The 18,001-nt window shown below is 69.3% G+C and carries 20 protein-coding genes; 10 read left to right on the forward strand and 10 right to left on the reverse strand.

All coding sequences use genetic code 11. From position 1 onward, the window contains the following. Nucleotides 1-239 precede the first annotated feature (239 nt). The 6 genes from BpN12_RS13805 (at nt 240) to BpN12_RS13830 (ending at nt 5,003) form a co-directional block, all read left to right on the forward strand. On the forward strand, nt 240-1,397 hold the full coding sequence (locus BpN12_RS13805) for a porin (RefSeq protein ID WP_246793137.1): 1,158 nt from the start codon (nt 240-242) through the stop codon (nt 1,395-1,397). Nucleotides 1,398-1,600: 203 nt separating this feature from the next. Further along, a complete protein-coding gene (locus BpN12_RS13810) occupies nt 1,601-1,861 on the forward strand; it encodes a DUF2866 domain-containing protein (protein ID WP_042629076.1) in 261 nt (86 codons plus the stop codon). Between the two features lie 145 nt (nt 1,862-2,006). Beyond that, the gene (locus tag BpN12_RS13815) at nt 2,007-2,432 is read left to right on the forward strand and encodes a DUF6232 family protein (protein ID WP_246793138.1); all 426 of its coding nucleotides are present in this window, start codon (nt 2,007-2,009) and stop codon (nt 2,430-2,432) included. Nucleotides 2,433-2,846: 414 nt separating this feature from the next. After that, the gene (locus BpN12_RS13820; protein ID WP_246793139.1) at nt 2,847-3,050 is read left to right on the forward strand and encodes a hypothetical protein; all 204 of its coding nucleotides are present in this window, start codon (nt 2,847-2,849) and stop codon (nt 3,048-3,050) included. A gap of 14 nt (nt 3,051-3,064) precedes the next feature. Then, nucleotides 3,065-4,153, forward strand: a complete 1,089-nt coding sequence (locus tag BpN12_RS13825) for a FecCD family ABC transporter permease (protein WP_246794719.1) — start codon at nt 3,065-3,067, stop codon at nt 4,151-4,153. A gap of 22 nt (nt 4,154-4,175) precedes the next feature. Then, nucleotides 4,176-5,003 (forward strand): heme ABC transporter ATP-binding protein, encoded by an 828-nt coding sequence (locus tag BpN12_RS13830; RefSeq protein WP_246793140.1) that lies wholly within the window; start codon nt 4,176-4,178, stop codon nt 5,001-5,003. 282 nt (nt 5,004-5,285) lie between these two features. Here BpN12_RS13830 and ltaE read toward each other — a convergent pair whose 3' ends face one another. From ltaE to BpN12_RS13850, 4 genes are all read right to left on the reverse strand, one after another. Then, a complete protein-coding gene (gene ltaE, locus BpN12_RS13835) occupies nt 5,286-6,305 on the reverse strand; it encodes a low-specificity L-threonine aldolase (protein ID WP_246793141.1) in 1,020 nt (339 codons plus the stop codon). Between the two features lie 175 nt (nt 6,306-6,480). Beyond that, nucleotides 6,481-6,948, reverse strand: a complete 468-nt coding sequence (locus BpN12_RS13840; RefSeq protein WP_246793142.1) for a MarR family winged helix-turn-helix transcriptional regulator — start codon at nt 6,946-6,948, stop codon at nt 6,481-6,483. An 832-nt stretch (nt 6,949-7,780) separates the two neighbouring features. Next, on the reverse strand, nt 7,781-8,380 hold the full coding sequence (locus BpN12_RS13845; protein ID WP_246793143.1) for a YMGG-like glycine zipper-containing protein: 600 nt from the start codon (nt 8,378-8,380) through the stop codon (nt 7,781-7,783). 17 nt (nt 8,381-8,397) lie between these two features. After that, nucleotides 8,398-8,754, reverse strand: coding sequence for a hypothetical protein (locus tag BpN12_RS13850; protein WP_246793144.1), 357 nt, complete (start codon nt 8,752-8,754; stop codon nt 8,398-8,400). A gap of 659 nt (nt 8,755-9,413) precedes the next feature. On the opposite strand from BpN12_RS13850, the gene BpN12_RS13855 reads away from it, so the two are divergent. From BpN12_RS13855 to BpN12_RS13865, 3 genes are read left to right on the forward strand one after another with little or no spacing between them, the layout of a single operon-like run. After that, nucleotides 9,414-10,856 carry a cytochrome ubiquinol oxidase subunit I gene (locus BpN12_RS13855; RefSeq protein WP_246793145.1) on the forward strand — a complete coding sequence of 481 codons (1,443 nt, stop codon included), beginning with the start codon at nt 9,414-9,416 and terminating at the stop codon, nt 10,854-10,856. A gap of 45 nt (nt 10,857-10,901) precedes the next feature. Beyond that, entirely contained in the window at nt 10,902-11,909 is a 1,008-nt protein-coding gene (gene cydB / locus BpN12_RS13860) for a cytochrome d ubiquinol oxidase subunit II (protein WP_246793146.1), read from the forward strand. Next, nucleotides 11,881-12,072 carry a hypothetical protein gene (locus BpN12_RS13865; protein ID WP_198256441.1) on the forward strand — a complete coding sequence of 64 codons (192 nt, stop codon included), beginning with the start codon at nt 11,881-11,883 and terminating at the stop codon, nt 12,070-12,072. The genes cydB and BpN12_RS13865 overlap by 29 nt, the downstream gene beginning before the upstream one ends. A 33-nt stretch (nt 12,073-12,105) precedes the next feature. Here BpN12_RS13865 and BpN12_RS13870 read toward each other — a convergent pair whose 3' ends face one another. From BpN12_RS13870 to BpN12_RS13890, 5 genes are all read right to left on the reverse strand, one after another. After that, a complete protein-coding gene (locus tag BpN12_RS13870; protein ID WP_246793147.1) occupies nt 12,106-13,029 on the reverse strand; it encodes a LysR family transcriptional regulator in 924 nt (307 codons plus the stop codon). Nucleotides 13,030-13,159: 130 nt separating this feature from the next. Further along, complete coding sequence (locus tag BpN12_RS13875) at nt 13,160-13,741, reverse strand: ester cyclase (RefSeq protein WP_425306270.1); 582 nt, start codon at nt 13,739-13,741, stop codon at nt 13,160-13,162. A 28-nt stretch (nt 13,742-13,769) separates the two neighbouring features. Continuing rightward, a complete protein-coding gene (locus tag BpN12_RS13880; protein WP_246793148.1) occupies nt 13,770-14,894 on the reverse strand; it encodes an alkene reductase in 1,125 nt (374 codons plus the stop codon). A gap of 69 nt (nt 14,895-14,963) precedes the next feature. Beyond that, a complete protein-coding gene (locus tag BpN12_RS13885) occupies nt 14,964-15,350 on the reverse strand; it encodes a VOC family protein (protein WP_246793149.1) in 387 nt (128 codons plus the stop codon). 261 nt (nt 15,351-15,611) lie between these two features. After that, complete coding sequence (locus BpN12_RS13890) at nt 15,612-16,682, reverse strand: phytoene/squalene synthase family protein (RefSeq protein ID WP_246793150.1); 1,071 nt, start codon at nt 16,680-16,682, stop codon at nt 15,612-15,614. 211 nt (nt 16,683-16,893) lie between these two features. On the opposite strand from BpN12_RS13890, the gene BpN12_RS13895 reads away from it, so the two are divergent. After that, nucleotides 16,894-17,181, forward strand: coding sequence for a hypothetical protein (locus tag BpN12_RS13895; RefSeq protein ID WP_198256436.1), 288 nt, complete (start codon nt 16,894-16,896; stop codon nt 17,179-17,181). Between the two features lie 109 nt (nt 17,182-17,290). Here BpN12_RS13895 and BpN12_RS13900 read toward each other — a convergent pair whose 3' ends face one another. Next, nucleotides 17,291-17,827, reverse strand: a complete 537-nt coding sequence (locus BpN12_RS13900) for a carboxymuconolactone decarboxylase family protein (protein WP_246793151.1) — start codon at nt 17,825-17,827, stop codon at nt 17,291-17,293. Nucleotides 17,828-18,001: the final 174 nt, after the last annotated feature.

Raw genomic sequence — 18,001 nt, forward strand, 5'->3', positions numbered from 1 at the left:
CCCAACCAATCGATCGTCATCAGCATCGATGCGTGAACGCGAAAAGCAAACGCGGAAAAGTCATATTCGTTGCGGGTGCAACCGCTGACCGGAGGCTGTGGCGTGGGCGCGACAGGTCTGAACTATGACAGTGACTGTCATATTCATTTCCCTCCTGTCCCGATAAAGTTCGCCCCGTTCCCTCCAAGACGCCTTCAAGAGCGCGGAACCGCACACCCTTATTTCGCTCGGAGATTGCTTTGAACAAGAAACTGTTGACCACCGCCATCCTGGCCGCGACGGCAAGCGCCGCGCACGCACAAAGCAGCGTCACGCTGTACGGCGTCATCGACGCGGGTATCAGCTACGTCAACCACAGCAAGAACGCTGCCGGCGGCACGGACAAGCTGTTCAAGTACGACGACGGCGTCGCGCAAGGCAGCCGTTGGGGCATCCGCGGCACGGAAGACCTGGGCGGCGGCCTGAAGGCGATCTTCGTGCTCGAAAACGGCTTCAACAGCGGCAACGGCACGCTGGGCCAGGGCGGCGCGATGTTCGGCCGTCAGGCATTCGTCGGCCTGTCGAAGAACAACATGGGCACGGTCACGTTCGGCCGCCAGTACTCGTTCTCGACCGACATCCTCGGTTCGAACTACTCGACCGGTGGCAACACGGTCGTCGGTAACTACGCTTACCACGTCAACGACATCGACCAGCTGACCTCGAGCCGCATCAACAACTCGGTCAAGTTCCAGAGCGCGAACTACTACGGCCTGACGTTCGGCGCGTTGTACGGCTTCTCGAACCAGGCAGGCGCGTTCGCCGGCGCGAACTCGACGACGGCAGGCACGACCACGACGGCCGGCTCGTCGCGCGCGTACAGCTTCGGCGTGAACTACGCGAACGGCCCGGCATCGATCGGCGCGGCCTATACGGACATCAGCTTCCCGGCACAGGCATCGCCGGCCTTCTCGACCTCGATCGCGAACCTCGGCACGGGCACGGTGCGTGACCTGCGCACGTTCGGCGTCGGCGGCCGCTACGTGTTCGGCCCGGCAACGGCATGGGTCCTGTGGACGAACACGCAGTTCGACGCGCTGAATACGAACGGCACGAAGTACAACGCCTACGAAGCCGGCGTGAAGTATGCCCTGACGCCGGCACTGTCGGGCGCACTCGGCTACACGTACTCGAGCGCCACGCAAGGCAACCAGTCGTACCACTGGAACCAGGTGAACGGCACGGTTGACTACGCACTGAGCAAGCGCACCGACGTCTACGGCCTGGTGGTCTACCAACAGGCTTCGGGCAAGGGCGTGCAAGCGCAGATCGGCTCGAGCACCAGCTACTTCAGCACGTCGGGCACGGGTTCGAAGAACCAGATCGCTGCCCGCGTCGGTATCCGCCACAAGTTCTAAGCACCCGCTTCACTCGCGGCAAACTACGGCAGAACGTCCCGCCTCCTGGCGGGACGTTTTTTTTTGCGCTTTAAGTTTCATTTAATTCTGGATTGAGAGGATCCTCTCACCCCCCCTGTTGGCCGCCTGAGCATCGGCGGCGTTTTTTTTGCCCGCGCGCCGGACGGCCCTCGCCACCGGGCGGAACAGGACTGGAGGAAACAATGATCGAAGATATCGTGTTCAACCACCTCCCGACGATACTGACGCGCGAGCATGCGTATCCGGTCCAGAGCTGCCGCGTGTCGGTGGCGATGCAGCGGCCGTGGGGGCGCCCTTATCGTCTCGTCGAATGGACCATGCATCTCGACGCCCCCGCGCGGCGCCGCATCGTCCCGGCCGAAAGCACCGACGTCCAGATCGCCGAAGCCGTCGCCTCGCATGTGCCGGGCCGGCTCTACGAGGACGGCGCCTCGCTGCTCTGACCTGAGCCACCCGACCGCCTGACCACCACATTGGACAAGCGCGGCGAACGGCTTCCCTGATCGCCATCATTCCGCCGCGCCGCGTTTTCGGGCAGATCCGGCAGGAATTCTGCTACGCTCCCCGTTTTCCACCCGGCATGTCATCATGGAAAACGCATTCAACGAACACGGCGTCTCGGTCACTCGCAACGGGCTGTCCTGCGCGGGCCTCGTGTTCGCGCTGCGCGACATTCGCGGCGTCGAGGTCGTGACCATCAACAAGGACTGGATCGTGCCGGCCGCGATTTCGCTGCTCGGCGTGGTCGGGCTCGTCTTCGGCCTGCTCCAGGCGTCGAGCGCCGCGATCGTGGTCGGCGTGATGCTGATCGTGGTCGGCTGGCTGACCTGGTCCTCGCAGGACATCATGCACCGGCTGATGGTCGATACGCCCGACGGCAAGCGCGAAGCCGTGGTCAGCGCCGACCCGGAATTCCTCGGCCGCGTCGCGCAGGTGGTGCGCAACGCGCAGGCCGCACAAACCTCACAAACCGCGCAGGCCTCGGCGGCTTCGCCGGCACCGGCCAAGGTGTGAGCGCGCACGGCGGCGCGCCATGCGCCGCCGTGGACCCGGAATGACTCCGCCGCCGGCCGTTTCATGCGCCGGCGCCCCCTTCCGTCTTCATCACTCCCGCTCCCGTTCGTGCTCCCGTCCCGGCCAGGGCCGGCGGCTCGCGGCAAGCCTTGGCGAAATCGATCGTCAGGCAACCGCCCCGCCGGTGTCGCGGAATCCCGTCGGTCAGACCGTTAGTTGCCGACAAGACCGCGGCCGCTTGCATCATGTCCAGCGGGTCACGTCGCATTGAAACGATAATCGTTCTCACTTAAGATCATCGCTTTCCGATTGCCTTGTTCTCGCCGGCCAGCCGGCCATGGCGACGCAATGCCAGCCAGGTGGACATCTCTCACCGAGCCAGCCGCAAGCTCGACGTTCCAACGGGAGATTCACATGCTTCGACATCCGCTCATGCGCCGGCTGCGCCGCGTCGCCCCCACCGGTGCTTTCGACGTCCCCGCCGCCGCGCCGGCCCCGGACGCCGCCGTCGCGTCCACGCCCCACGTCTCGTCCACCCCGCCCGCGGGCGATCGTCAGGATCTCGATGCATCGCCCGCATGCGCCGGCTCGGGCGATCCGGCCGCGCCGGCGGCCTGATGCCGACCGGCTCGATGATCGCCGGCCCGCGTACCCATCGGCCCGAGCCGACCGCGTCGGGCGGGCGCGCCGTGGCACGGCGGCGCCGGATCGCACACGCGATGCTGGCCGCGCTCGCGGTCGCGCTGCTGCTCGCGATGCTCGCGGCATGCAGCATCGGCGCCTACCGGCTGACGCCCGCGCAGATGCTGGCCGCGCTGCTCTCGCCCGGCGACGCCGCGCAGCAGCAGGCGCGCGCGGTGCTGATCGGGATTCGCGCGCCGCGCGTGGTGCTCGCGGCCCTGGTCGGGCTCGGCTTCGGCAGCGCCGGCGCGGCGATGCAGGCGCTGTTCCGCAATCCGCTCGCGGACCCGGGGCTGGTTGGCGTGTCGAGCGGCGCGGCGCTCGGCGCGAGCGCGCTGATCGTGCTCGGCCCGCTGGTCGCGGCCGGCCCGGTGCCGGCCCTGTCGCTGCCGGTGGCAGCGTTCCTCGGCGCGCTGGTCGTGACCGCGCTCGTCTACCGGCTCGCGGCCACGCGCGGCCGGCTCGCGGTCCCGCTGCTGCTGCTCGCCGGCATCGCCATCAACGCGCTCGCGGGCGCGGCGATCGGCCTGCTTACCTATATCGCCAGCGACGCGCAGCTGCGTTCGCTGACGTTCTGGAGCCTCGGCAGCGTCGGCGGCGCGCAGTGGTCCACACTCGCGGCCGTCGCGCCGTTCGCGCTGGCCGCCACCGCCTGGCTCGCGCGCGAACGCCACGCGCTGAACGCACTGCAGCTCGGCGAAACCGAGGCGCTGCACCTCGGCGTGCCGGTGCAGCGCGTGAAACGCGGCGTGCTGCTCGCCACCGCGCTCGGCATCGGCGCGCTGGTCTCGAGTACCGGCGTGATCGGCTTCATCGGGCTGGTCGCGCCGCATTGCGTGCGGCTCGTGTGCGGCCCGGACCAGCGCGTCGTGATGCCGGGCGCGGCGTTGCTCGGCGCGCTGCTGGTGGTGATCGCCGATCTCGCCGCACGCACCGTGGCCGCGCCGGTCGAGATTCCGCTCGGCATCCTGACCGCGCTGATCGGCGCGCCGTTCTTCCTCGCGCTGCTGCGCAAGAGCCGCGAGGCGTTCGGCGGCTGATGCGCTCGTTCCGGTTTCCATCATGCTGATCGCCCACCATCTGTCCATCGCCCGCGGCCACCACGAGGTGCTGCACGGGCTCTCGCTGCAACTCGCGCCGGGGCGCGTGACCGCCTTGCTGGGTCGCAACGGCGCCGGCAAGAGCACCTTGCTGAAAGCGCTCGCCGGCGAATTCCACGGCGTCGGCGCGCCGCGCCGCGTGCGGATGGGCGGCAGCGTGACGCTGAACGGCACGCCGCTCGACAAGCTCCGCGCCGCGACGCTCGCGCGGCTGCGGGCGGTGCTGCCGCAGGCGGCCCAGCCGGCGTTTCCGTTCATCGCCGACGAACTCGTGCTGCTCGGCCGTTATCCGCACGCGCGGCCGGGCGGCGCCCTTGCCGCGCGCGACCACGAGGTCGCGCAGCGCGCGCTCGCGCTGGCGGGTGCCGCGGCGCTGGCCGGCCGCGACGTGACCACGCTGTCGGGCGGCGAACTCGCGCGCGTGCAGTTCGCGCGCGTGCTCGCGCAGCTCTGGCCCGACGACGACCAGCGCCATCCCGACGATGCGCCGCGCTATCTGCTGCTCGACGAACCGACCGCGGCGCTCGATCTCGCGCACCAGCACCATCTGCTCGCGACGGTGCGCGAGCTCGCGCGCGACTGGCGGCTCGGCGTGCTGACCATCGTCCACGATCCGAACCTCGCCGCGCGCCACGCCGACCGCGTCGCGCTGCTCGCCGACGGCGGCCTGCTCGCCGAGGGCGCGCCCGCCGACGTGATGCGGCCCGCACTGATCGAGCGCTGCTTCGGCTTCACGGTGAAGATGATCGATGCCGGCGACGGTGCGCCGCCGGTGATGGTGCCGGCCTGAACGGTCGGCACGACGAAGGAGGGAGCGGGCCGGGCGGCGTGGGCCGCCCGAGGTCGCGGGCCGGCTGCGCGAACGCGCGGAGCGAACGTGGCGCGTACCTGAATCGCGAGCCGCGGAGCCCGGGGCAGCGCACCGCGCCAGCCGGATCGGCCGGCCGCGGCGCTCGCAGACGTCGACCAGCGGCATCGCGCGAAATCGAGCCGCATGGCGAACCACATCCGCACGGGCTCGAGCGAACCGCGCGCGGGCCGCGCCCGCCGCCCGCTCGAACCATCAAGCCACTCAGGCCGCCCGCGCCTTCTGCGCGAAATACGCGCGCACGGCCTCGACGAACGTATCGATCCCCTCTGCCGACACGTCGCGATGCGTGACGAAGCGCGATGCGTACAACATCTGCGTCAGGATTCCACGCGCTTTCAGCCAGGCTTCGAGCGGCGCGCAGTCGGCGTCGGGGAACTGCGCGAACACCATGTTCGTCGCCTGCGACAGCACCTTCACCTCGTCGATCCGCGCGAGGCCGGCGGCGAGCCGCTCGGCGTTGGCGTGATCGTCGACGAGCCGCTCGACGTGATGGTCGAACGCATAGAGGCACGCTGCCGCGAGCACGCCGGCCTGGCGCATGCCGCCGCCCAGCACCTTGCGCCAGCGGTTCGCCACCTCGATCAGCTCGCGGCTGCCGACCAGCACCGAGCCGACCGGCGCGGCGAGCCCCTTCGAGAAGCAGATCGACACCGAATCGAACGGCGCGCACAGCTCGGCGAGCGGCTTGCCGGTAGCGGCGGCGGCGTTGCAGACGCGCGCGCCGTCGAGATGGGTGGCGAGGCCACGGCTACGCGCGAGCGCGGTCGCCTCGCTGACGTAGCCGGCCGCCAGCACCTTGCCGCCGATCGTGTTCTCGAGCGCGAGCAGGCGCGTGCGAGCAAAGTGATTGTCGATCGGCTTGATCGCGGCGGCGATGCGATCGAGCGGCAGCGAGCCGTCGGCGGCGTTGTCGAGCGGCTGCGGCTGGATGCTGCCGAGCACGGCCGCGCCGCCGCCTTCGAACTTGTAGGTGTGCGCCTGCTGGCCGACGATGTATTCGTCGCCGCGCGCGCAATGCGCCATCAGCGCGGCGAGATTGCTCTGCGTGCCGCTCGGGAAGAACAGGCCCGCCTCCTTGCCGGCCCGTTCGGCGACCGCAGCCTGCAGTCGCGCGACGGTCGGATCGTCGCCCCAGACGTCGTCGCCGACTTCGGCGGCGCTCATCGCGGCCAGCATCGGCTGACTCGGGCGAGTCACGGTATCGCTACGTAGATCGATCATGGAATGCGTCCTCGGGTGTCGCCGGAGGCCGGCAGGCCGGCGCGGCTGACGTTGTGGCGGAAAAAAAACGAGTGTACGCAATCCGGCGCGTCGCCGCGCCCTTTCCAATTTAAATCGGGCACGGACGCGCCGACGGCGCGGCCGCCGGCCGGCAGGCCGCTCACCGTCCGGCCGTTCAGACGTGCGTTTCTTCCACGCAGCAGATGCCGAGGTCGAGGCCGTCGGCCTGGATCACGCGGTCGAGGTTCGTGTTCACGCGCGCGAGCAGCCCGGCCAGTTGCCGGCGCTCGTCGTCGCTGAATCCGTCGAGCGCGATGCGGCTCGCTTCGTCCAGCACCGCCTTGCCCTCGGGCAGCTTGCGGTCGGCGTCCTCGGTCAGCGAAATCAGCCGGCTGCGCTTGTCGGCCGGATCGGCCACGCGGCAGACCAGCCCGTCGCGCTCCATCCGGTTCAGCAGTTGCGCCATGCTCGGCTGCTCGACCTGCATGCGGCGCGCCAGCTCCGCCTGCGACAGCGCCCCCGCCGCCTTCAGCAGACTCAGCACCGGCACCTGGCTCATCGCGAAACCGAGTTCGCGCAGCGGCCTGTCGACGACGCGCGTATAGAGGCGCGTGGTGAGGCCGACCAGCTTCAATGGATGCATCGATGAATCTTCCATCTCGCGAAGGTTCTCTCGGAAATTGGGATTATTAAAACGGGAATCGTGCGGCTGCCGCATCCCTTTGCGCGGCGAACCAGCGGCCGCATCAGGGCTCGTCTCGCGGCGGCGACACGATCGCCTGTCATTCCCCGAGGCACGCTTCGGCCTGGCAACGGGCGGCGCGATACATCGGGAAAATCACCTCGGATCGGCGGACCTGATGACGGCTTGCGATTCCTCCGTCGAATCGCTCCGGACTTCGACGGCGCCGCCTTCCCCACACGATTCGTTACCAACGCGACGCACGGCGCGTACCCGTGAATCGCCAAACGAGATAACGACACAGCTTCGCCACGCTATAGCGCCCAATCAGCAAGGAATTTGAGCAGGATCAAAGTTTGTGAATGACGCCGGCTGGAATCGGCAACACGCATCGCATGCGTGCCGATTCTTCATCGTGCTTTCACGATGGATACGGAGCGATATTCGCGCACGGCGCGGGACGCGGTGCGAATGCGGAAGGAAAGGGAAACGAAACGCGCGGAACTACGCGGACAGCGGTGGAAAGCAGCGCGGACAACGACGTCATTGAGCCGACGAATACGCGATGCGTTTCGGCCGATATATCGATGGTTCGCGGAGGCGGTGATCGTGAGCGATGCGGGTTCGGATCGTCATCATCGCCTAACGCATCGCGTGTGCAACCGCGCGGGATATCCACAGCATGGATCTCCCGGCGCGATGCATGACGCAGGGACCATGCATGACGCGCGGCATGGCACCGCGCGTCATGCATGGCCGGCGCGTCGGCATGCCCGCGCCGGCCCGCAACCGGTCAATCCGGTGGCGGCATGTCGGGCGGCGGCGGCGGCGTGTAGCCGCGATTGCCGCCGTAGCCGCCCGGCGCGGGACCGCCGCCATAGCCGCCACCACCGCCACCACCGCCACCGTAACCACCGCCGTAGCCGCCATCGTCGCGGCTGCGCACGCGGCCCGGCACCGGCACGCGATCGCCGGCCGCATACATGCATTGCATGTAGGCATAGTCGTAGCGACGCTGCACGTCGTAGGCCGAACCCTGCGCGTTGCCCATCCCGACCACGCTGCCGGCCAGCAGCCCGGCGCCCGCGCCCACTGCCGCGCCGCGGCCGCCGTTGAAGGCCGCGCCGGCCGCCGCGCCGAGCGCGGTGCCCACCGCCGCGCTGCCGAGCGCGCTCGCGGTGGCGGCCTGGTTCGACGACACGCCGCCAACCTGATTGGTGGCGAACTGGCGGCAGTTGCCGTCGTCGGCCTGAAACTGGTCGAACGTCTTGCCCGTGCCGGGCAGCGCCATCACGCTGGGGCCGGGCGGCATCACCGCGCAGGCGCTGAGCAGGCCGGCGCCCGCGGCGGCGGCGAGCGCCCAGCGCCCACCGGTGCGGATTTCGAATTTCATCGGTGATCTCGTCATGGTCATTGCGGGCGGGCCGGCACTTCGCGCCAGCCCGACGAACAGGTCTTCACGTAGGGGTAGTAACGCTTCGACGCGTTGCAGTAGTACCAGGCGCCGGGTTCGAGCGGCGGCGCGCCGGCCTCCTCGGGCGGCGGCCCGGGCGGCTGGCCGCCCTGCTCGACGTATTCGGGCGGCGGGCCCGGATCGACCGGCACCGCGACCAGCGGCGGCGGCGCGTAGTAGACGGGCGGCGGCGGATACCAGTAGCCGCCCCAGCCTGGGCCGATGTACACCCCCACCCGCGCCGCATGGGCGGCGCTCGTGGCGGTCACGGCGGCAACCGCCGCGACGCCGAGCACGATCTTCAGTTTGTTCACTTCACGCTCCGGGATACACGGGGCCGCGCCCCGCGTCTTGTCGATACCCGAGACGCTACCCGCCGGCCGCGCGCCGTCAGTTACGAGTCTGCGCAGTGATTTTGCGGACCGTTACATTCGTGACCGTGCCGTGGCAAAACCACGCGGATTGGTCTGCGTTGAATTACCTCGTAATACGCGGAAACAATTGACGAGGCGCGCGGTGCATCGGCCCCGGAACCAGGGGCGACCTCGCTGTAGGCGCCTCGGAAGCAAGCCGACAGCCAGTCGAAACATGGCCGGCCGCGCGCGCGATCGTTCGGAATCCACACGGTGCCGCGCGGCTTCGCGCGAGGCGGCCGCCGAGTGCCGGCGGCCCGCGCCGCGAGCGCCGCCGTCGCCTGCCCGACACAGCGGTTGATTGCCGCAGCTGCGGCAGACAACCGCATTTCAACGCGCGCACTCGATCTCGAACTTTTTTGATGCTTATCAATGCGTTATCTCGATATTGATCAAGAACAGGAAAATCATCAGCGCAAAGTGCGACGAGTTGGCACATTTCAGACGTCGATCTTGCCCGCAATACTGCGCACATCCCCGCTGCCGCTGCATATCGCGCGGCGCCTGGAGGGCCGCCCGGCACCCGCCCGCGGCCGTCGCACGCTTCCGGTCACACGCACATGGATACCGCTCTTTCGGCCTTGGATCTGGCCCGCCTGCAGTTCGCCTTCACCGTCTCGTTCCACATCGTGTTCCCCGCGCTCAGCATCGGCCTCGCGAGCTTCATCGCGGTGCTCGAATACCGCTGGCTGAAAACGGGCCTGCCCCACTACAAAACCCTCTGCCTCTACTGGTCGAAGATCTTCGCGGTCGCGTTCGGCATGGGCGTGGTCTCCGGCGTGGTGATGAGCTACGAGTTCGGCACCAACTGGGGCGGCTTCTCGAGCTTCGCCGGCGCCGTCACCGGCCCGCTGCTGATGTACGAGGTCATGACCGCGTTCTTCCTCGAGGCCGGCTTCCTCGGCATCATGCTGTTCGGCTGGAACCGCGTGAGCCCGCGCGCGCACTTCGGCGCCACGCTGATGGTGGCGATCGGCACGCTGATCTCGACGTTCTGGATCCTCGCCTCGAACAGCTGGATGCAGACGCCGCAGGGCTTCGAGATCGTCGGCGGCCGCGTGGTGCCGACCGACTGGTTCAAGATCGTCTTCAACCCGTCGTTCCCGTACCGGCTCGCCCACATGGCGATCGCGGCGTTCATCGTCGCCGCGCTGGTGGTGGCCGCCACCGGCGCCTGGCATCTGCTGAAGGGCCGCCGCGACAAGAGCGTCACCACCATGTTCTCGATGGCGCTCGGCCTGCTGCTGATCCTCGCGCCGATCCAGGCCGTGGTCGGCGACCAGCACGGCATCAACACGCTCAAGTACCAGCCGGCCAAGATCGCCGCGATCGAGGGGCTGTGGGACACCGAGCAGGGCGGCACCGCGCTGAACCTGTTCGGCATCCCGGACATGCAGGCCGAGACCACGCGCTACGCGCTGAAGGTGCCGCACCTCGGCAGCCTGATCCTCACGCACAGCTGGAACGGCGAGATCCGCGGCCTGAAGAGCTTCGCGCCCGAGGATCGACCGAACTCGACGCTGGTGTTCTGGACCTTCCGCGTGATGGTGGCGCTCGGCTTCGCGATGATCGGCCTCGCGCTGGCGGGCTGGCTGCTGCGCCGGCGCGGCCGCCTGTACGACGCGCGCTGGTTCCACCGGCTCGCGCTGGTGATGGGGCCGACCGGCTTCATCACGCTGCTGGCCGGCTGGATCACGACCGAGGCCGGGCGCCAGCCGTGGGTGGTGTACGGCGTGATGCGCACCGCCAACGCCGCCTCGCCGCTCACCACGCAGCAGGTCGGGCTGTCGCTGATGACGTTCGTGTTCGTCTATTTCCTCGTGTTCGGCACCGGCATCTACTACCTGCTCAAGCTGATCAACGCGGGGCCGTCACTGCCCGACGCGCCACACGGCGGCGGCTCGCACACGGATTCGCACCGCGACTCGCACACCGATGCGCACGGCGAGCAGTCGGGCCGCCGCCCGCTGTCGGCCCCGGACCAGCTGATCGACGCCGCCTGAGCGCCGCCACGACACGAACCGCACAAGGAAGCACAAGGAACTCTCATGGACGTCACCGTCATCTGGGCTGCGATCATCGCCCTCGGCCTTTTCATGTACGTCGTGCTCGACGGCTTCGACCTCGGCATCGGCATCGTCTTCCCCTTCTTTCCCGACGAACGCGAACGCGACCTGATGATGAACACGGTCGCGCCGGTCTGGGACGGCAACGAGACCTGGCTCGTGCTCGGCGGCGCGGGCCTGTTCGCGGCCTTCCCGATCGTCTACGCGACGGTGCTCCCGGCGCTCTACCTGCCGCTGGTGTTCATGCTGGTGTGCCTGATCTTCCGCGGCGTGTCGTTCGAGCTGCGCGCCAAGGCACTCCGCACCAAGCATCTGTGGGATCTCGCGTTCATCGGCGGCTCGGCCGGCGCGACGTTGTTCCAGGGCATCGCGCTCGGTGCCTACCTGCAGGGCATCCCGGTGGCCGACGGCCGCTTCGCCGGCGACCCGTTCGGCTGGCTCACGCCGTTCTCGCTGCTCACCGGCCTCGGCCTCGTCGCCACCTACGCGCTGCTCGGCTGCTGCTGGCTGGTGGCGAAGACCGAGGGCGACCTGCAGCGCCGCCTGCACCGCGTGGTGTGGCCGCTCACCGTGGTGCTGCTCGCGCTGATCGGCATCGTCAGCATCTGGACGCCGCTGCAGGAGCCCGCCGTCGCGCAGCGCTGGTTCGGCTCGGGCCTGTTCGTCTACCTGATGCCGGTGCCGTTCCTGGTGGTGGCCTGCGGCGCGTGGATGTACCGCGCGGTGCGCGCGCGGCGTGATACGCTGCCGTTCGTGCTCGCGCTCGCGATCGTCGCGCTCGGCTACATCGGGCTGCTGGTGAGCCTGTTCCCGTATGCGATCCCGCGCAGCGTCACGCTGTGGGAAGCGGCCGCGCCGCGTTCGAGCCAGATCTTCACGCTGGTCGGCGCCGCGGTGATCCTGCCGATCATCATCGCCTACACCACCATGGGTTACTGGGTATTCCGGGGCAAGATCCGCCATGAAGACCAGCACTACTACCACCACTGAGCCGGCCGCCGGCCGTCCCTCGCGCGAGGCGCGCCGCCCGGGCCGCCTGCCCGGCTGGGCCTGGTTCGTGCTGCTGTGGATCGGCGGCGTGGCCGGCGCCGTCACGCTCGGCTACGCGTTCAAGATCTTCATGAACCTCACGCTGTTCGCGGTCACGAAGTAAATCGCGCGCCGCCTGCGCCGTGCCGCGGCACGTTCAGCGCAGGAACGGCGCGATCTCGACGGCGGCCTCGGCGAAGCGCTGCTCCAGGAAATCGAGCAGCGCCCGCACGCGCGGCGCCATGTACTGATTGCGCTGGAACAGCGCATGCACGGGCAGCTCCGGGCAGCGCCACTCGGGCAGCAGCAGCGCGAGGCGCCCCGCGCGCAGGTCCGCGCCCACATCCCAGATCGATTTCATCACCGCCCCGCGTCCCTCGATCGCCCATTCGCGCGCGAGCGCGCCGTCGTTGGTCTGGCGCGCTCGCTCGGGCGGCACCGTCACGTGGACCGTCTCGCCGTCGCGCTCGAAGCGCCACTGGTTCGCGATGCCGGCCGACGAACCGAGCAGCACGAACGCATGGCCGGCCAGTTCGTCGGGATGCCGCGGCGCGCCGCGCGCCGCGAGATAGGACGGCGCCGCGCACAGCACGCGGCGGTTGTCGGCGAGGCGCCTGGCGATCATCGCGCTGTCGGCCGGCACGCCGAAGCGGATCGCCAGATCGATGTCGTCGTGCAGCAGGTTCGACAGCGAATCGGCCAGCACCAGCGTGAGCGCCACCTGCGGATGCCGGTCGTTGAATTCGTCGAGCCAGCGCCGCAGCACGACGCGGCCGAAATCGGAGGTGGCCGACACGCGCAGCGCGCCGCCGATCGACGCGCGCCCCAGTTGCAGCGCCGCGCGCGCGTCGTCGAGCGTCTGCAGCGCATGCCGGCAGTGCTCGAGGTAGAGCCGCCCCTCGTCGGTCAGCCGCAGCTTGCGCGTGGAGCGTTCGAACAGCTGCGTGCTGAGCGCGCGCTCGAGCTTGACGAGCCGCGCGCTGGCCGCCGCCGGCGACAGGCCGAGCTTGCGGCCGGCGGCGGACAGACTGCCGAGGCTGGCTGCTTCCACGAAGAGTCGAATGTCGCCGAGGTTGTCCATGCGATGCGGGCGGGTGCGGGTCGGGCAGACGGCATGGTAACGCGGCTCGGCGGCGGCTTGCCCAATGGCGCGCGAACGCGAGCCAAGCCGACGTGCCGCGCGCGCATGGCGGTGTTGAGGCGTTGCGGCGTCAGTGCTTCACGACGCCCAGTTGCGTGAGAAACGTCAAGTTATCCTCAAGATGCCAGTTCTCGGCGATCCGGCCGTCGCGAATCCGGTAGATGTCGGTCGCGATGAAATCGACCGGCTGGCCGTGGCCCCGCACGCTGCCGAAGCTTCCCGTGAAATGGCCGCTGAAGTGCAGATGCGCGACCACGCGATCGCCGGCCACGATCATCTGCTCCACCTCGCAGTGGACGTCCGGCACCGCCGCATGGAACGCGCGCGACGCGGCGAGCGGCCCGGCCACGCCCTGCGCGCGCCCAGGCGGCAGCGTGCGGTCGACGAAGTCCGGCGCGAGCGCCGCGCGCGCCTGGGTCTCGTCGCCGGTCGACCAGAACGTGTCGTAGAGCCGGGCCGCGTGGAGCTGCGCGGCAAGCTGCGTGGCCGGCAGGCTGCGATCGGCGATCAGCTGCTTCGGCTGCACCTGGTCGGCGGCCTCGGCCCGGGCCGGTGCGGCCGGCGCCAGCGTGGTGACGACCACCGCCAGCAGCGCGCCGGCCATCGTGGCCGACGCACGCCGGGCGCGATCCATGAGCGAATCGATGAGCATGGGGATCTCCCGGGTTGGGCCCGGCGCGTCAGGCCGTGGCGGTGTCGGGAGTGTCGTGCTCGAGCGCGGGGTAATCGCTGTAGCCGCGCTCGTCGCCGCCGAACAGCGTGCCGCCGTCGAAGTCGGCGAGCGGCAGATCGTGCGCGAGCCGGTACGGCAGGTCCGGGTTCGCGACGAACGGGCGGCCGAACGCGACGAAGTCGGCATAGCCGTTCGACAGCACCCTGTTCGCGCGCGCGACGTCGTACTTGCCGGCCACGATGATCGGCCCCGTGAAGCGCTCGCGGATCTCGCGGCGAAACGTTTCGGTGAATTGCGGGGCGTCGTCCCAGTCGGCCTCGACCAGATGCAGGTAGGCGATGCCGCGCGCCTGCAGCCAGGCGGCCGCCTCGAGCATGGTCGGCAGGATGTCCGGGCACGCCATGCCGCGTGCGGTCAGGAACGGCGCGAGGCGGATCGCGGTGCGCGCCGCGCCGATTTCCCCCGCCACCGCGTCGACCACTTCCGTCAGGAAGCGCAGCCGGTTCTCGCGCGAGCCGCCGTATTCGTCGGTGCGCTGGTTCGAGGTGGTGCGCAGGAACTGGTCGACCAGATAGCCGTTCGCGCCGTGGATCTCGACGCCGTCGAAGCCGGCCGCGATCGCATTGCGGGCCGCCTGCGCGAAGTCGCGGACGATCTGCTTGACCTCGGCGTTCTCGAGCGCGCGCGGAGTCGGGCAATCGACCATCGCGCCCACGCCGGTCGCGGCGTCGACCTTCCAGATCTGGCCGTCGAACGACACGGCGGACGGCGCGACCGGCAGCTCGCCGTGATGGAAATCGGGATGCGACATGCGGCCGACGTGCCACAGCTGCAGGAAGATGCGGCCCCCTCCGGCATGCACGGCGTCGGTCACGAAACGCCAGCCCGCGATCTGCGCCTCGCTGTGGATGCCGGGCGTGAACGAATAACCCTTGCCCTGCGGCGTGATCTGGCTCGCCTCGGTGACGATCAGCGCCGCCGAGGCACGCTGCGCGTAATAGCGCGCGTTCATCGCGTTCGGTACGTCGCCGGGCTGGGTGCTGCGGGCGCGCGTCATCGGCGCCATCACGACGCGGTGTGCGACGTCGCGGCCGGCCAGCGTGGCGGCGGTGAAAAGATTGGCGGTAGGCATGATCGGGTTTCTCCTGTCGGGTGGATGCGGATTCGTTCGGGTGGGTCGGGTGGGTCGGATGAGGGGCGCTCAGGCTGGCGCGCGATGCGACGTGGTGACGAATTCGACGGTCACGCCGGGCGCGATCGGCACGAACAGCTGCAGTTCGTTCGTCAGCGGCACCTCGCCGAGCCGGTATGCGATGCGCCGGCTGGCCAGACGGCCGAGCAGCGCATCCCATTCGGCACGCTCGTCGATGCGCAGCGCGACGTGATCGATCCGCGGCAGGCCGGGCGCCGCCGTGGCAGGCAGCGCCACGCGTATCAGGTGGATCGCCGGGCGGCCGCCGAGATAGAACCAGCGGCCCTCCACCGAGAACGGCGGACGCGGGCCGGCTTCGAGCCCGACGACGTCGGCGAAGAAGCCGCAGAGGGCATCGAGGTCATCGGTAACGAAGGTCGCGTGATCGAGGTACATGTTTCAGCCTGGGTGCAAGGAAACCGGGACCCATTCTGAATACGTAGCCCGGCATTGAGAATTGGGCTGTCGGTTGAATGATTTTCAAAAAAATTGGAATGATGCGGCGGCGGCCCTACGCGGCGCACGCATGCCGCCGCCGCGCGTGCGGCGCGGCGGGACGGGCATCGAGGGGAAAGCGGCGCCGGGCGGAAGCGCCCGGCGGCTGTCATGCGCGGCGCGGGAAGGCCGGCGAAAGGCGGGAGGAAAAACGATTGCGGCTCAGCGGTGCCGCGTCACCGCCGACGCGTCGAGCACGCGCTCGATCTCGCCGATCATCCGGTCGAACCAGCGCCGCAGGCAGCCGTTCGACAGTGAACGCGGGATCGACCACGCAATCACCTTGTACACGTCGTTGCGGCGCACCTTCGACGCATGGCCCGGCGCGAGCCACGCGTCGTTGACCACCAGCAGCCGCAGCGTCATCAGCCCGATCGCGATCGGCCAGATGCAGGCGAGGCGCAGCCGCATCGCGGTGGGCGGGATCGCGAACGTGTAGTCGATCGCCGCGTGGAAGTGCCCGAGCGCGACCCGCACCAGCTCGAGCATCACCGGCCGCGCGAGGCGCGATGCCTCGCTGCCGAGCAGGTCGGCCGGCGCGATGCGCTCGCGCGTGAGACGGTCGGCGGGCAGATAGCAGCGGCCGATCCGCAGGTCCTTGGCCGCGTCGCGCAGCACGTTCGTCAGCTGCAGCGCCTTGCCGAAGCGGATGCCGAGCGCCTTCATGGTGTCGGCGTCGCGCCGCAGCACGCCCGGCTGATGCGCGAGCGTCATGGTGGTCCAGAACTCGCCGACGCAGCCGGCCACCATGTAGGTGTAGTGATCGAGCGCCGCGTCGTCGGGCAGCGCGGCGAGCTGGCCCGAGGTCTCGTCCGGAAACGTCACGAGATCGAACTCCATGCCCTGCGTGAGCGTGGTCACGATGCCACGCACGGCCGCGCGATCGGTCTCGTCAAGCTGCGCCAGAATCGCGAGCGCCGGGCCGAGCGATTCGAGCAGCACCTTCTCGTCGGATTCGGTCTGCTGGCTCGCGACCTCGGCCGCGATCGTGCGCAGCGCCGCCGGGTCGGGCGTCCCGTTGACCTGCTCGCGCAGCGACAGCAGCCATTCGAGGCGCCGCGCCGGCGGCAGCAGCGAGGTGTCGGCGATCGTGTCGGCCGCGCGCGCCAGCAGGTAGGCAAGGCCGATCGGGTCGCGCATGCCGGCGGGCAGCACGGCGAGCGTCAGGTAGAACGAGCGCGAAACCCCTTTCAGCAGGGGGCCGAGCAGGAACGCGCGGGAGGCTTGGGTCATGCGGGATTCGGGTCGTCGTGAAAACGGGCTGCCGCATTGTATCCGGCAATGCGGCAGCCGCCGCCGGCCCCGGCGCGGCCAAGGCAGGGTTTATGCGCAAAAACTTTTATTTTTAGATAGCGCGCCCGCGCAATCGGCAACGCGGGTTGCCCGCAGGGGCACCGCGATGCGTACAATCGCACCCATTTGATTTGGACGAAGGGTGCCGACGATGGCGATGAAGAAGACGGATCTGGAAAAGAACAAGGCACTGAAGCTGACGCAGGCGATGAAGCAGTCGGGCTCCGCGCGTTTCGGCAAGGCCACCGCCGATGCGGCGGCGCTCGACCGGCGCGAACGCCGCCGCATCGAGCAGGCGCAGGGCCTCGTGCCGTTCGCGTGCAAGCTCAACGTCGAGCTGGTGGCGGACCTGCAAAAGCAGGCGGCCGACCATCCGGAAGGGATGACAGGCCTCCTGACCGAGCTGCTGACGGCCGGCCTCGCGCAGCGCGCGCAGTAAGCACGACGTGGGCGAGATCCGGCGGCATCTGCGCCGCCGGCACGCTGCCCGCCTCTCCGCCTCCTCGCGCGGCGCGGCACTCGCCGCCGCCGCGCGCCCTGCCCGGCACTCACTTCACGGCCGGGAAATCCAGCGTCGTATCGTTCGCGCGGTTGATCAGGTTCGTGAACGTGATCGACGTGATCGCGAGGCTCACCTCCACCACCTGCCGTTCCGTGAAACCGGCCGCGATGAAGCGCTCGAACGCGTCGGCGGGCACCGTGCCGCGCGTCGTCACGAGCGTGCGCACGAAGGCCACCAGCGCGTCGCGCTTCGCGTCGCCGGTCGGCTCGCCGGCGCGCACCTGCTGCATCGTCTCGGGCGACAGCCCGGCGAACTTGCCGGCCAGCGTATGCGCGGCGACGCAGTAGTCACAGCCGGCCGCTTCGCTGACCGCGAGCTTGATCGTCTCGATCTCGGCCTTGCCGAGCGTGCCGCCGGCGACGATCGCATCGACGCCGAGCATCGCGGCGAGCGCTTCCGGATGATGCGTGCCGATCGTCGCGTAGGCGTTCGGCACCTTGCCGACGGCCTTGCGGATCTTCGCGAACACTTCCGCGGTGGCACCGGTGGCATCGGCGGGGGCGAGAGTGGAAAGACGGGACATGATGGGCTCCTTGGATCGGTTGGCCGGTTTCGCCGGCTTCGTCACGGCTGTGACGGTGAAGCCAGTTTAGGCCCGCGCCGCGAGCCGATGAATGCTCGAATTTCTCTTATTCATGCTCTTTCGTCTCATCGAGTCCAGCCACGCGTTTTACTCGCCCGGCGGCGTCGCCCGGTG

Source organism: Burkholderia perseverans (assembly GCF_022870505.1).
Taxonomy (GTDB): domain Bacteria; phylum Pseudomonadota; class Gammaproteobacteria; order Burkholderiales; family Burkholderiaceae; genus Burkholderia; species Burkholderia plantarii.

Coding starts and splice junctions, on each gene's coding strand:
- BpN12_RS13810 (WP_042629076.1), top strand. CDS start 1,601: ATGATCGAAGATATCGTGTTCAACCACCTCCCGACGATACTGACGCGC.
- BpN12_RS13815 (WP_246793138.1), top strand. CDS start 2,007: ATGGAAAACGCATTCAACGAACACGGCGTCTCGGTCACTCGCAACGGG.
- BpN12_RS13820 (WP_246793139.1), top strand. CDS start 2,847: ATGCTTCGACATCCGCTCATGCGCCGGCTGCGCCGCGTCGCCCCCACC.
- BpN12_RS13825 (WP_246794719.1), top strand. CDS start 3,065: ATGATCGCCGGCCCGCGTACCCATCGGCCCGAGCCGACCGCGTCGGGC.
- BpN12_RS13830 (WP_246793140.1), top strand. CDS start 4,176: ATGCTGATCGCCCACCATCTGTCCATCGCCCGCGGCCACCACGAGGTG.
- ltaE (WP_246793141.1), bottom strand. CDS start 6,305: ATGATCGATCTACGTAGCGATACCGTGACTCGCCCGAGTCAGCCGATG.
- BpN12_RS13840 (WP_246793142.1), bottom strand. CDS start 6,948: ATGCATCCATTGAAGCTGGTCGGCCTCACCACGCGCCTCTATACGCGC.
- BpN12_RS13845 (WP_246793143.1), bottom strand. CDS start 8,380: ATGAAATTCGAAATCCGCACCGGTGGGCGCTGGGCGCTCGCCGCCGCC.
- BpN12_RS13855 (WP_246793145.1), top strand. CDS start 9,414: ATGGATACCGCTCTTTCGGCCTTGGATCTGGCCCGCCTGCAGTTCGCC.
- cydB (WP_246793146.1), top strand. CDS start 10,902: ATGGACGTCACCGTCATCTGGGCTGCGATCATCGCCCTCGGCCTTTTC.
- BpN12_RS13865 (WP_198256441.1), top strand. CDS start 11,881: ATGAAGACCAGCACTACTACCACCACTGAGCCGGCCGCCGGCCGTCCC.
- BpN12_RS13870 (WP_246793147.1), bottom strand. CDS start 13,029: ATGGACAACCTCGGCGACATTCGACTCTTCGTGGAAGCAGCCAGCCTC.
- BpN12_RS13875 (WP_425306270.1), bottom strand. CDS start 13,741: ATGCTCATCGATTCGCTCATGGATCGCGCCCGGCGTGCGTCGGCCACG.
- BpN12_RS13880 (WP_246793148.1), bottom strand. CDS start 14,894: ATGCCTACCGCCAATCTTTTCACCGCCGCCACGCTGGCCGGCCGCGAC.
- BpN12_RS13885 (WP_246793149.1), bottom strand. CDS start 15,350: ATGTACCTCGATCACGCGACCTTCGTTACCGATGACCTCGATGCCCTC.
- BpN12_RS13890 (WP_246793150.1), bottom strand. CDS start 16,682: ATGACCCAAGCCTCCCGCGCGTTCCTGCTCGGCCCCCTGCTGAAAGGG.
- BpN12_RS13895 (WP_198256436.1), top strand. CDS start 16,894: ATGGCGATGAAGAAGACGGATCTGGAAAAGAACAAGGCACTGAAGCTG.
- BpN12_RS13900 (WP_246793151.1), bottom strand. CDS start 17,827: ATGTCCCGTCTTTCCACTCTCGCCCCCGCCGATGCCACCGGTGCCACC.